The organism is Mycobacterium ulcerans subsp. shinshuense (assembly GCF_002355775.1).
In the GTDB taxonomy this organism is placed as follows: domain Bacteria; phylum Actinomycetota; class Actinomycetes; order Mycobacteriales; family Mycobacteriaceae; genus Mycobacterium; species Mycobacterium marinum.
The window spans coordinates 5,188,096-5,200,524 of record NZ_AP017624.1; the positions used below are offsets into that span (position 1 = coordinate 5,188,096).

Here is a 12,429-nt window from a genome sequence, read left to right on the forward strand (position 1 = left end):
GCTATGTAGACCTTATGAAGTTCTGGTACGAACGAGACGGCGTGGGCCCCCGCTGACCCTGGTATTTCGACCCTACTCCGGAACTCCCGTAGGGATGCTCAGACGGACTGGTCAATTTCAAGATGCACAGCTGGCCGATTTTCATGCCGGGCCACAACGTGATCGGGAGGTTGGCGACGTTGGACAGCTCCAGCGTGATGTGCCCACTGAAGCCGGGATCGATGAACCCGGCAGTGGAATGGGTGAGCAAGCCCAGCCGGCCCAGCGACGACTTGCCCTCCAGCCGCCCGGCCAGGTCACCGGGCAGGGAGAAGATCTCCAGCGTGGAACCCAGCACGAACTCGCCCGGGTGCAGCACGAACGGATCCCCCTTGGTCGGTTCCACCACGCTGGTCAACTCGTCCTGGCGCTGCGCCGGGTCAATGTGGGTGTACCGGGTGTTGTTGAACACCCGGAACATGCAGTCGAGCCGGACGTCGACGCTGGACGGCTGAACCAGGCTGTCATCGAACGGGTCGATACCCAACCGCCCGGCGGAAATTTCGGCTCTGAGGTCTCGATCAGAGAGCAGCACGCGATGAGCGTATCTGCTCTCGGATCGCCGCCGCCGCGCGACGAGTCAGCGGAGGTAGATTTCCTTGCCAGTGGGGTATCCGCCACCAGTGGTGGTGACGTGGACGTGGTCATAGTGACCGAGGCGGCTTCTGGTTGCACCGGTGGGCGTGTAGTAGACGCCACGCCAAATCGCATCCTGCATCCCGAAGCGCTCGGCGTTGGCCAAGACGTAGGCGACGATCTCGTTGCCCAGCGCTATCCCCTCAGCACTGCCGGGGTTGGGGATCATCACGTCGAGCGCCAATCCGTTCGGATGCCAGCGCAACGCATCGGGGCGCACCCCACCGATTTCGTGAATCTCCGGGAAGACCGCGCTGATGCTGCGCGCCGCCAGGATGGTCTTGACCTGTAGCCCGCGTTCCGGTGCCACCCCGACCGGCAGCAGGCGCGCTGACCTGTCCACCCGCAATCTCGATGCCGCGGCGAACTGACCGGCCGCAAAACCCATCCCCACCGCACCGCTGGATATTTTCGACGACAACTCGATGGGCGTTGCCGCGACAATCTCCACACAACACGCTTCATCACCAACGGCCATTTGGTCGATGCGATCACGCGCGGACGATGGGCCGATATCCCCTGCCACCGCGAAGAAGGCGGCCGCGGGCGCTACCACTGCAGCCAGCAGAACAGACGGCTTGCGCCGCTTCCTGGCTAACTCGTGCCGACCCACGGAAGCAGATTACGACACGATAACGAAATAATAAACACCGGATTGGTTAGCAATCCTGTGGCATATATCGCAGTTCGTCACTTATCAAGACAATAATGGCACCCGACTTGACGCGGGGCCATTTGTCCTGCTCAGCGCGACATTTCTTGTGCCATAAGACACAGCCGAACAGGATTGTCTGGCCGCCAAGAGTTTAGTGCCCTCAGATCTGCAAACGTGACGGGACGGGCTGGCGAGTATCGGCCGCATGCTGCACCGCCGCCTCGATGCCGGCGACCAGTCCCGCGACCGCCGTCTCCACCGACATGCTCGGAACACCCAGGTTGCGATCCAGGGCGGCAACCATCGGCAGACAGGGCAGATGGACCCAGCCGGCGCGGATGGGCAGGTTCCGCGAGGCGATGTGGTGCAGCACGCCGTACATGAGGTGGTTGCACACGAAGGTGCCCGCCGCGTCGGAGACATCGGCCGGGATCCCGGCCGCGCGCATCGCCAGCACCATCTCGTGGACCGGGACGGTGGCGTGGTAGGCGACCGGGCCGTCCGGATCGGTCGGCTCGCCCACCAACACCTTGCCGGCGGTGTCGGCGAGGCCATAGCGCCCGCAATCGTTGATGTTCTGGGCCAGCCGCTCGACGGTCAGCATGGCGCGCCCCGGGTATTCGCCCAACATGATCACCAGCTGCGGATCCACCTCGGCGATGGCCTGCTCAGCCGCCGCGATCGAGTCGAAATAGGCGCCGGGCACAATCCGCGAGACCACCGTCGCCCCGGCGATGGTGCGTCCGTCCAGCGCCTCGGCGGTGAACTGGGCCGGATTGTCCGGCGTCACGCCATACGGTCCGAACCCGGTAACCAGCACCTTGGTCATGTGGTGTTCCTTCCTGGTCGAAACTAGGTGAGCGGGCGTTCGGCCATGGGTATCACCCTGGAATCCTCCAGCATCGCGAACCGATGCGGAAGATCGGCCTGCGCCTGTTCGCTGGACATCACCGCGATGAAGGCTTCCAGCGAGGGATACCGCACGACTTGAATGACGTCCCAGCGCTCCTCGGGCGGGCCGATGAAGCAGCCGCCGGCGTCGGCCACAAAGACCCGCTCGGCGCCGACCTTCGCCAGCACCGACTCCATCCCGGCGGCGTAGCGCTCGAACAGTTCGCGACCGCTGATCGGCGCCGGGGGCGCAAGCTCGGGGTTCGCTGAGTAATCGGCGACCTCGCGGATGCGGTAGAGGTTGAGCATGACGAAGGGGCCGGGCGGCATTGCGGTCAGCATCGCCTCAGCCGCTTGCGGTGTCGGAACGATGTGCACGATCGATCTCCCTCGTCGCCTCTATTTGTACGTGGTGTTGGCGATTCCCGTTGGTCGCGTTGCGGCCAGCGCTCGGCGCCACGGCATCAATTCGGGCGCTCGGCAGCCGTCGGGGAGCCCGGCACGGCGCGCAGCAGGACCACCACAAAGGCCGACATCAGCATCATGGCGCCCACCGCCCACATGCCCGCCTTGTCGGTCCCGGTCACTTGTTCGAGCGCCCCGGTCAGATAGGGCGCGGCGAACCCGCCCAGATTGCCCACCGAATTGATCAGCCCGATGGCGCCGGCTGCCGCAGTGCCGGTCAGGAAATTTGACGGCAACGCCCAGAAGCTGCGGATGGCAGCGAACACCCCCATCGCGGTGATCGCCACGGCCACCATCACCAGCACCGGGGTGTGCAGGTGCAGCGCGACGGGAATGGCCAGCCCGCCAAGCAACATCGGGACGGCGACATGCCACACGTGCTCACCGGTGGCGTCCGCGTGCCGCGACCACAGGTACATGGCCACCGCCGCACAGGTGTACGGGATCGCCGCGATGAGTCCCACTCGCACGATCGAGAAGTCGATCCCGAAGGTCTTCTTGAAGCCCGAGATGATGCTCGGCAAGAAGAACGTCAGGGCGTAGAGCCCGTAGGCGATGCCGAAGTAGACCAGGGCCAGCGCCCAGATCCGTGGGCTGGTCAGCGCGCGGCGCAGCGGAAAGTGAAAGTCGCCGGCAACCTGGCGCTGCTCCTCGGCCAGGGTGTCGACGAGCCATTGCCGTTCGTCGGGCTCTAGCCATGCGGCGTCACCGGGCCGGTCGACCAGGTAGTACCAACAGGCGAACCCCAACACGATCGCCGGGACACCGACGGCGATCATCATGAACTGCCAGCCCGCCAGCCCGAACACCCCGTTGCCGAGGTGGATCAGCCACGCCGCCAACGGGGTTCCAAGCGCTGCCGCGATCGGGCTGGCCATCATGAACAGCGCGACGACCCGGGCCCGGTAGTCGCGCGGGAACCAGCGACTCAGGTAGTAGATGACCCCCGGGAACAGGCCCGCCTCGGCCACCCCTAACAGGAACCGCAACACCAACAGCGTCGTCGCGTTTGGCGCAAAGCCGGTGGCCACCACCACGATTCCCCACGACACCGCGATCCGCGCTAGCCAGCGTCGGGCGCCGTAGCGATCCAGCGCGAGATTGGACGGAACCTCGACCAGCACATAGCCGATGAAAAAGATGCCCGAGGCCAGGCCGAACATCGTCGCTGTGAGCTGTAGGTGCGCGCTGATGTCGGCGCGGGCGATGCCGAGGTTGGTGCGGTCCAGGTAGTTGACGAAATACAGGGCCATCAAGAACGGCACGATGCGAATGCCCAGTTTGCGGATCGTGCGCGCTTCCAGCGAGCGTTCACCGGTGTCTAAAACGGCCATCGTGTCTCCTGCGTGAGGACCCGGTGCCGTCGAGTTCCGCAACGCTCGTGTCTGTTGGATGTCGGGGTCACGGTGGCCCGCGAGGCCAGCGTGCGTCACGTCGGAAACGTACGAACCGAGGCTCCGGTGCCGTCGGCCCGTCCGCCGAGCACTGTATACGCCGGCGCGCCATCCGGCCTCCGCCGATACCGGCCGATCGAGCGCACCCGAGTATGTTCGTCTCAATCGGCCCCGGGAGGTTTGGCGTGAGCACCCTGACAACCGCTGCGGCTTTGGTCGCCTTCCCGGTGATCGCCGGAATCATCGGTGGCGCTGTGGCAGTCGTGCGCACGCCGTCGGCGGCGCTGGTCAGCGGTGTGCAGCATTTCGCGGCCGGTGTGGTCATGGCCGCCGTGGCCACCGAGGTGCTGCCGGACCTGCGGGCGCGGGGCCCGCTGTGGCTGATCATTCTCGGGTTCAGTGCGGGGGTCGCGCTGCTGGTCGGATTCCGCCAGTTCGAAGACCACGGACCGCACGGCGAGGACGAGGACGGCCACGACGACGTCCGTGCGGGCGGTCAAGTGCCGGTGGGTTTTCTCGCCGTGGTCGCCGTCGACCTGTTCATCGACGGGCTGCTGGTGGCGACGGGCGCGACCGTCTCCCGGCGCACCGCGATCATCATCACCATCGCGCTGACCGTCGAGGTGCTGTTTTTGGGGGTGTCGGTGGCGCTGCGGCTGACCCGCTCCGGAGTACCCAAGGCCCGGGCCGCCGCGCTCACCGGCGGGGTCAGCCTGGCGACCGCCGTGGGCGGCGTGCTGGGTGCGCTGGTGCTCGCCAACGCGGGAGGTACCGTGCTGACCCTCGTGCTGGCGTTTGCGGCGGCGGCGCTGTTGTGGCTGGTCGTGGAAGAACTGCTCGTCGAAGCCCATGAAGGCGAGGAGCGGGCGTGGATGGCGATCATGTTCTTCGCCGGCTTCCTGATCCTCTACAGCCTGGGAGTGATGGAGTGAGGCGGATCCCGCACACCGCGCCCGGTGCTGGGTGCTAGCCTTTCGGGGCAACAGCGCCGATGTAGTTCAATGGCAGAACATCAGCTTCCCAAGCTGAATACGCGGGTTCGATTCCCGTCATCGGCTCCACGAAAGACCTGGTCAAATCCCATACTGAAGCGTCACAATCGCTAGCCCATCTAACCGATGACCGTCTGGTGACCGTGACCGATTTGAGAGGCGTTTGCTACAGCCGCCAGATAGCACACGCATCGAACATCCGTTCGGAAACCTGTCGGCCCCCGTCGATACCGTCCATGCATGAGCGGCCACGCGGAAGACACGGAAATCTCGACGGCCCTCCACCGGCAGACCTACACTGCCTCCATGACGAACGTGGGGAGCCCGGTTCACCATCGGATCGCCGTCGAAGACATCGCAAACACCATCGCCCGCCGATGGCAAGACGAGTCGAACACTACCGTTCGAATGCTGACCAGTACTGCTGTGTACCTCCATGAGCGCAAACTCGTTGAATGGGTATTTGAAAGCACCAAGTCCGCAGCGGACTACGCGGATATTTTAACGCAGATTCGCAAACGAGGCATCGACGTCGGGGTTGTGCTGCCGATGCCGGAACTCGGTCGAGCACATGAGGAATTTTGGGGAACCGGAGTGATCCTGTACGGCTGGATCGACCGAGGCGACGACGTAATAAGGTTCACCGGCCCCGAGGTCGCGTGAATGCCGCCGTCCCTCGTAACCCAAACGATCATTGCCTTCATTTGGGATTTTGACCGGACTCTTACCCGCGGCTATATGCAGAAGCCGCTTTTCGAGCACTACGACGTTGATGAAAGCAAGTTCTGGCAAGAGGTCAACGCACTCAAGAAGTTCTACGGCGGATACGACCTACAACTTGCCGAGGACACTGCATACCTAGAGCACACTCTCAACTACGTTCGCACACAGGGCTCCGGCGTTGTTGATTAGCAGGCTTGTGAGCTGGGGAATTGTGGATTGAGGAGGTCTAGGCGGCGGTTGGCGGTCAAAGCGGTGATCCGGCAGGCTTCGGCGATGTTGTCGGCGCCGTTGAGGCGGTGCAGATTGATCGCGGTGTTGCGTAGCGTTGCTAGGACCTGTGCGCCGTTTCCGGTATGTGCCCTTTGACGGTCTTCGTCGAAGGTGACGTCGCGTATCCAGTGCAGGCTGTTCTCGATTCCCCAGTGTTGACGCATCCAGGTCATGATCGCGGTAGGGCGGGCGTGCTCGAACGGCAGGCTGCAGATGGCATAGACCACCTCCACGCTGCGCTGGTCGGTGGCGGTGATCAAGCGTTCACGAGTGATCCGGATGATTTGTTTTGCGTAGGGGAAGCCGATTCCTCGTGCAGCGGTGATGATTTGCAGGGTGCGGGTCTCGACACGGCCGTGGCCGCGGGAGTCGTCGGTAGCGGCTGCGGGCACCTCGGCCCAGGGCAGCGCGGTGATATGCGCAAGTATTTTGGCTTGGTTGGACTTGACGATCATCAGGTAGTGCGACTTCAAGGTGGCGCAGATCAACTTCGCGGTGACGACCTGGGTATGCATCGCATCCACGGTGACCAGCCACCGCAAGCTACCCGGCAGCAGCGTGAGCAGGGCACGTACGCAGGGAATTTCATTGCTTTTCTCGGCGACAGCGAGTTGACCGAGCACCAATCGGGCACGGTGGGCGAACACCGACACGAGATGCGTGGCTGTCGCTTTGGCGCGTAAAGCACCACGCCGCATCTTGCCGTCCAACGCGATCGGCACCAATCCACTGGGGTCGCTGCTGGCCACGTGTGCAGTGAAGTAACTGCCCATCCTGGCGTTGAGGTCGGCGGGGTCTAGCCGAGACAAAACAGCGCGGAAGGTCTTCTCACTGGGCCGCCGGAACCGGACCCCTAATTGGGCCAACACATCATCGGGAGCGATGGCCGCCCATGTGGCAAAACCAGCATAGCCGCGCATCCCCGCGGCAGTGGCCAGAACCGCGATCGCCAACAAAGCCATCAGCGAATACCTCCGACCGCGTGGGTCCCTCGGGTCTGGCACCGAGGCCAACACATCGAGAAACTCCGATCCGATGAGCTCGCTGCGCTCACCAGGACTCCAGCGGTCGAACACCTCTGGAACCGACGACACAGGCAATACTGAAACGGTAGGCACGGGCAACTCCAGACCAACGACGAACAGTAACCAACTCGAACGTTCTCCAGATAGCCCGTGCCTACACTCCGGCCCCAATAGCGCGGCACCAAAGATCATCAACCCAGCTCACAAGCCTGCTAATCAACAACGCCGGAGCCCTGCTCGAAGCAGCGTGTTCGCCGCGATAAAGCGACTGCATGACACCGGCGTTCTACGCCCATTGACCAACCGCAAACGAGACCAAGTATGGGGAGCAAGCCTTCTACTCGACGAACTGGACGACTTGGGGCACAGGATCGAGCGAGCAAGCGCACCCAGCGTTCGGAAATGGCCTTCGACCCTAGCCCGCACCGGCACGGCGGGGTGACGCTCGGATACACGGAAGCATGAGGAGGGAATCATGTACCGATTCCTGGCCGGCCTGTTTGCCGGATTCGCCATCACCCATCTCGGTTTCGCCTTGTTCGCCGACATGAATACTCTGCAATTCTTCGGCAGGACTTGGAGCACCGGGTACATCTGGGCCGAATTTGTGCTGTATTCCGCGCTTATGCTGCTCTTCGCCTATCTGGGCTGGCGGACCAAGCCCTCGGGCCCCAGGCGGGCCTAGCTCTGCCGGCTAGGCCTGGTGGCGGTCGTGTTCCATTTTCACGATGGCCCACCGGTGGGAGGTTGGCGCCACCCGTAGCGGCTCTTACCGTTCGAGATAAATGCGGCATCCCCCGAGCACCGCGTTCGCTGCCTCTCCGTTGCCGAAAAGGGTGTCTATCGCGGTGAAGAACTGCGCGAGTTCGTCATGCCGGTCCGATTCGCTCCGGCCTAGGTAGTCCGCACAGCGCTGGTGCACGTAGGCGGAGTATTCCTGGGTGACGTCGGTGAACCGCACCGCGGCAATGCCCGCGGCTGTCAGCGCGCCGACGTACTCCTGGCGGGTGAGAAGGCCTGGGCACGCTACCTGATCCTGCAGCAGCGCCCGTTCAGATCCGGAAAGGCGTCTTCGTGCGTAGAAGTCGGCGAGGTAGCCGCGGCCGCCCGTCCGCAACAGGGTGGCGAGCTTTTCCATCGCGGCGTGTTTGTCGGTGACGTGCAGCAGACACAGGATCGAGGTGAAGGTGTCTGCCGGCGTGACGGGTTGATAGGCCATGACGTCGGCCACCTCGTAGTGCACGAAATCCTGTAGCCCGCACGCGGCCATCACCCGCCGGCCCACCGCGGCGATGTCGGCGCGCATCTCGATGGCCGTCACCCGGTAGCCCTGCGAGCCGAACACCAGTCCGGCAGGCCCGAATCCAGCCCCCACGTCGATCAAGGATAGGCAGCGGTTGCCGCCCGGCACCAGCCCGCCCGCCGCAAACCAGCTCCGCGCCGCCTGAAATTCGGCCGGCCCGTAGTTCATCGGGGTGACCGAAAGCAGTTCTGGCACCGGCACGATCGGCTCTTCGCGGTGGCGCGCGAGCACCGCTTCGACCATCTGCAACCGGGGGGCTGTGTATAGGTCCATGGCACGATCCGTGGCCGGTTCAGCGGCAAAGGCTGCCGAAGCCACCGGAGCCGGAGCAGCGTCCGGCGCACCGTTGGGTTCGTACACCCGGCACCACTCCCGGTAGGTCTGGCCGCACATCGAGTCGACGCGGACTATCGCGTTGCCTCACCATCGTCTCATCGTCATTGCAATGACGGGCGCCGCCAGCTTCAGCAGCGGCTATGCATACGAGTCGCGTGCGAGCGGATCAGGCCGCGGCAGACGGCGACATCGGCGGCCAGCCGGCCCGGTATGGCGCGGTAGTCGTTCTCGACCAGCAAGGACCGCACCGGCGCGGGCGAAGACAGCACATCGCGTAGTTCGCTGACCACATCAACGCGGCTGGCGGCCGGGTCTTTGACATGCAGGTCCGGGTGCAGCAACTCCCCTACCGCGCTGACGAATTCGCCCGGCCGGTGCCCAAAGTCGAGCAAGTTCCCGATATCGAACACGACACGCAGGTCGCGATGACCGACCGCCTTGACCAGGGCCGCGCTGGCGGCTCCGCTGAGCGCGGATTCATAGGCGACGGCGATGCCGTGGCGTTCGGCGCGCTGGCATATCGAGCGCAGGACTGCGGCGGTTCCGGCCACCCGTTGCGGGGAATCCGGGGCGCTGCGGCGAAATCCGGGAACGTGCAGAACGCCGATGCCCAGCTCGACCGCACACCACAGCGCCACGCGCAGCAGCGCCGCGGCCTCCGCGTTGGGCTCCCCGTGCTCGTTGATGAGGCCGAGATCGTTGGCGTGATTGACCGCCAGCGCGGTGACGGGGATGCTGCGAGCGATCCGCGCGACGACGGCCTGCTCCGCGGGCACATCAAGGCGCGGGCCGCGATGGGCACCACCGAAGTCGATCTGCAGTTCATCGGCGCCACTACGGATTGCCATGGCCGCAGCGGCCGCACGGCAATCGGCGATGCGCCACTGGGGTGCGGCCACCGCGATGCGGCTCATGCGGCGGCTCCCTCGAGGCGAATGGCGGCCTTGAGAACGCGACGTCCGTCGTGGCACCGGTTACCGCTTTGCAGAACGCCGTTGATGAGTTCGGCGGCCCCCTCCAGATCGGTGACCCGGGTGAGCAGTGACGCGAACGTGGCCGCATTCTCGGTGAGCGCGCCGATCGCGGCGCGCAGGTGCGCGTTGGACACCCCGCGGTGGCCGAACAACCGCAACGGGCCCGCACCCGCGCGCTGCAGGGTTTTGGCCACCGGGACCGAGGACAGTTCGCCACAGTTGGCGGCACGCACGGCGGCGACGTCGGCCTCGCCGCTGCGCAGCGACACCGGACCCGAATCCAGGCCACCGTGGACATCGACGGTCAGCGCGTGGTCGATGTGGCTGTCCAGCGTCGTCAGGGCGGTCACCGTCGCAGAACGAGGGGTGGCCAGCACGGCGCTGACCGGGCCCCGCAGTGCGGCGAGCCTGCTGGGAAGATCGGGGTCGTCGGCGGCGATGCAGTTGTGGGAGTCGCGATTTCGGCCCACGATCAGTTGCTCGGTCTCTGGCATCGCTTGGCGCCAGACCGCGGCGGCGAGCTGACCGACGATGCCATCGCCCCACACCACCAGTGATCTCGGGGTGTCCTCGAAGACGGCCATCGCGATCTCGAGTCCGTAGATGGCCGAGGCCAGCGGCTCGGCAAGGGCACCGATGAGCACATCGTTGGCCGCGCTGCTCGGGACGGACACGACCAGGCCGGCATTCACGACGCTGGCGGGAATTCTGGTCCGCTCGGCCCACAGCCCGGCCACGTTGTGTCCCAGGAGAAAGCCCGGGTCCGTCGGGTGCGTCGGATTGACGGTGACGATATCGCCGGGCGCAAACGCCTTCGATCCCACCACGACTCGCGCGATGCCCTCGTGCCCCAGCACCGGTGAGTCATCGGGACGGTCGCCGCGCAGGATCTGCCAATCGGTACCGCAGATCCCGGCCACCAACGGTGCCAGCAACAGGTCGCCCGGTTCCAGGGCCGGTGTATCGAGGACCGCGACATCAACCAGCGAACATCCGTCGGGCCCTGCGGGACGGCGCACCAGCGCCCGATAGCCGTTGTCGGTCATGCGGTCGCCTTGAGCCGCTCGTCGCACATGAGCTGTGCACCGCGCAGGCAGTCGATGTCGGCGCTGGAGTCAGCGCAGAACACCAGGCGCTCGTCCAGCCACGACTCGCTGAAGCCGCGGTCCGCGTAGCAGGAGCCACCACGAAGCTGCTCGCGCAACTCACGCTCGTAGTGCGAACCCAGACCTTCCACCACTCCGCCACCGATGCCGAGCAGGTCCAGATGCGGGTCTACACACCACAGCATGCGGATCAGGGCGGCGATCGGCGCAACGGCGGCTTGCAGCACCGAAACCGCGGCGGCGTCTCCGGCGGCCAGTGCGCGCGGGAACCATTGCAGCAGCGAGGTGTTGGGCGGCAGTGCCCCGAGCCGGCCGGCGATGCGACCGATGCCCGGTCCCGACGCGTGAGCCGCGAGGTGGTCGGGGACACCGCATTCACAAATCAGGCCGCGCAGCACGGGGTCGGCCTGCGTGGGCAGGTGCCCCACTTCACCCTGCAGCCCCCACTCATCGACGGGGATCTCACTGGTCCGCAGGTCGGCGATGCGAAGGGCGATGCCGCTGCTGATGGTGAGGTAACCGATGCGCCGGGTCGACGGACCGGCCCACCGCGCGGTGAAGTCGGCCAGCCCCGCCGTCAGGTCGTTGACCAGCAGCCATGTCACATCGGGTCGGCGCAACCGCAGCGCCTCCGCCAAGTCGAAGGGCGCGGCCTCCGCGCCCCACAGCGGCCCGGAGCCGTACAGGATCCCCCTGCGGTGATCCAGCGCGGCACCGCAGGAAATGGCCGCGTGCGCCCCGGCGGGGGCCGCCGCACACAGCTCATCGACGAGGCGCTCGCGCAGTTGCGCGACGGACTGTTCCGGGAAATTGAGCAGGCTGGGTGCCATGTGACGCTTGACCTCGGTGCCTGGTCCGCCGACCCGAAGCCGAAGCCAGGTGCCGCCCAAGTCGGCGGCCATGGTGCTGGTCGCGATATCGGTTGCAAGGGTGGTCATGGCTGCTCAGACTCCGCAGTTCATCGGTGCCGGCATGGACAAGATGACCCCGCCCGCCGGCGGCTGGCCGGCGACCTCGAAGCCGTGGAAGTTCGAGAACCGCTCGATGTGGCCGTCGAACGCCGCAAGGGTGCCGATGGCGACGGTCAGCGCGTTGCTCGCGATCCCGGCTCGGATCCCGGCCGGAGAATCCTCGAAGACGATGGTCGAGCCGATGTTGACGCGCAGCGCGTCGGCCGCCAGCAGGTACCCCTGTGGGTCGGGCTTTCCGCGGGTGATGTCGTCGGGGCTGATGAGCACATCGGGCAAGGGGATGCCCGCGGCGCGCATGCGATTGCTGGCCAGAACCCGACTTGCCGAGGTGACCACGGCCCACGCGGATCGCGGGAGCGCGGCGATGAATTCGGCGGCACCGGGCACTTCCCGCACCCCCTCGGTCGTCGACTCTTCGTGCTCGACCAGCCGTCTGGTCTCGCTGGCGACCAGAGCGGGATGGGACAGGAAGTGGCGCACGGTGGCCGCGGTGGGCCTTCCGTGAGCGAAGGCCAGCACCTCAGCCAAGTCCAGCGAGTGCAATTCGGCGAATGCGCCCCAGGTAGCCTCGACGACCGCCGTGGAATCCACCAAGGTGCCATCCATATCGAATAGCAGTGCGGCTGCATGTAATTCGGGCATGAATATT

Annotated in this window: 15 protein-coding genes and 1 tRNA gene; 5 read left to right on the forward strand and 11 right to left on the reverse strand. The window is 65.4% G+C overall.

Annotated elements, in window-relative coordinates; translation table 11 throughout:
- Position 1: 1 nt before the first annotated feature.
- From dcd to SHTP_RS23110, 5 genes are all read right to left on the reverse strand, one after another.
- Positions 2-574 (reverse strand): dCTP deaminase, encoded by a 573-nt coding sequence (gene dcd / locus SHTP_RS23090; RefSeq protein ID WP_012392561.1) that lies wholly within the window; start codon positions 572-574, stop codon positions 2-4.
- A gap of 45 nt (positions 575-619) precedes the next feature.
- Positions 620-1,288 carry a VldE C-terminal domain-containing protein gene (locus tag SHTP_RS23095; protein ID WP_015354318.1) on the reverse strand — a complete coding sequence of 223 codons (669 nt, stop codon included), beginning with the start codon at positions 1,286-1,288 and terminating at the stop codon, positions 620-622.
- A gap of 202 nt (positions 1,289-1,490) precedes the next feature.
- Positions 1,491-2,159: a pyroglutamyl-peptidase I gene (gene pcp / locus SHTP_RS23100; RefSeq protein WP_015354317.1), complete on the reverse strand. Its 669-nt coding sequence runs from the start codon at positions 2,157-2,159 to the stop codon at positions 1,491-1,493.
- Between the two features lie 23 nt (positions 2,160-2,182).
- Positions 2,183-2,599 carry a DUF1330 domain-containing protein gene (locus tag SHTP_RS23105; RefSeq protein ID WP_096371900.1) on the reverse strand — a complete coding sequence of 139 codons (417 nt, stop codon included), beginning with the start codon at positions 2,597-2,599 and terminating at the stop codon, positions 2,183-2,185.
- Between the two features lie 86 nt (positions 2,600-2,685).
- A complete protein-coding gene (locus SHTP_RS23110) occupies positions 2,686-4,020 on the reverse strand; it encodes an MFS transporter (protein ID WP_096371901.1) in 1,335 nt (444 codons plus the stop codon).
- A gap of 212 nt (positions 4,021-4,232) precedes the next feature.
- On the opposite strand from SHTP_RS23110, the gene SHTP_RS23115 reads away from it, so the two are divergent.
- From SHTP_RS23115 to SHTP_RS23130, 4 genes are all read left to right on the forward strand, one after another.
- The gene (locus tag SHTP_RS23115; RefSeq protein WP_050674470.1) at positions 4,233-5,012 is read left to right on the forward strand and encodes a ZIP family metal transporter; all 780 of its coding nucleotides are present in this window, start codon (positions 4,233-4,235) and stop codon (positions 5,010-5,012) included.
- A gap of 55 nt (positions 5,013-5,067) precedes the next feature.
- Positions 5,068-5,141, forward strand: a tRNA-Gly gene (locus SHTP_RS23120).
- Positions 5,142-5,312: 171 nt separating this feature from the next.
- Positions 5,313-5,735, forward strand: a complete 423-nt coding sequence (locus SHTP_RS23125; RefSeq protein ID WP_231991201.1) for a hypothetical protein — start codon at positions 5,313-5,315, stop codon at positions 5,733-5,735.
- Between the two features lie 75 nt (positions 5,736-5,810).
- Positions 5,811-5,984, forward strand: coding sequence for a hypothetical protein (locus tag SHTP_RS23130; RefSeq protein WP_231507232.1), 174 nt, complete (start codon positions 5,811-5,813; stop codon positions 5,982-5,984).
- Here SHTP_RS23130 and SHTP_RS23135 read toward each other — a convergent pair.
- Positions 5,981-7,183, reverse strand: a complete 1,203-nt coding sequence (locus SHTP_RS23135) for an ISAs1-like element IS2404/ISMul1 family transposase (protein WP_420873044.1) — start codon at positions 7,181-7,183, stop codon at positions 5,981-5,983. The genes SHTP_RS23130 and SHTP_RS23135 overlap by 4 nt on opposite strands.
- A gap of 382 nt (positions 7,184-7,565) precedes the next feature.
- Here SHTP_RS23135 and SHTP_RS23145 point away from each other — a divergent pair, with 382 nt between their 5' ends.
- Complete coding sequence (locus SHTP_RS23145; RefSeq protein ID WP_011738864.1) at positions 7,566-7,775, forward strand: hypothetical protein; 210 nt, start codon at positions 7,566-7,568, stop codon at positions 7,773-7,775.
- Positions 7,776-7,859: 84 nt separating this feature from the next.
- On the opposite strand, the gene SHTP_RS23150 is transcribed toward SHTP_RS23145, so the two are convergent.
- The 5 genes from SHTP_RS23150 to SHTP_RS23170 all read right to left on the reverse strand — a co-directional run bounded on the left by SHTP_RS23150 (position 7,860) and on the right by SHTP_RS23170 (position 12,422).
- Positions 7,860-8,753, reverse strand: coding sequence for a class I SAM-dependent methyltransferase (locus SHTP_RS23150; protein WP_096372625.1), 894 nt, complete (start codon positions 8,751-8,753; stop codon positions 7,860-7,862).
- Positions 8,754-8,857: 104 nt separating this feature from the next.
- A complete protein-coding gene (locus tag SHTP_RS23155) occupies positions 8,858-9,643 on the reverse strand; it encodes a TIM barrel protein (RefSeq protein WP_096371903.1) in 786 nt (261 codons plus the stop codon).
- On the reverse strand, positions 9,640-10,749 hold the full coding sequence (locus SHTP_RS23160) for an alcohol dehydrogenase catalytic domain-containing protein (protein ID WP_096372626.1): 1,110 nt from the start codon (positions 10,747-10,749) through the stop codon (positions 9,640-9,642). Before SHTP_RS23160 ends, SHTP_RS23155 begins: the two co-directional genes overlap by 4 nt.
- Positions 10,746-11,747: an ROK family protein gene (locus tag SHTP_RS23165; RefSeq protein ID WP_096371904.1), complete on the reverse strand. Its 1,002-nt coding sequence runs from the start codon at positions 11,745-11,747 to the stop codon at positions 10,746-10,748. The genes SHTP_RS23160 and SHTP_RS23165 overlap by 4 nt, the downstream gene beginning before the upstream one ends.
- 6 nt (positions 11,748-11,753) lie before the next feature.
- Positions 11,754-12,422: an HAD-IA family hydrolase gene (locus SHTP_RS23170; RefSeq protein WP_096371905.1), complete on the reverse strand. Its 669-nt coding sequence runs from the start codon at positions 12,420-12,422 to the stop codon at positions 11,754-11,756.
- Positions 12,423-12,429: the final 7 nt, after the last annotated feature.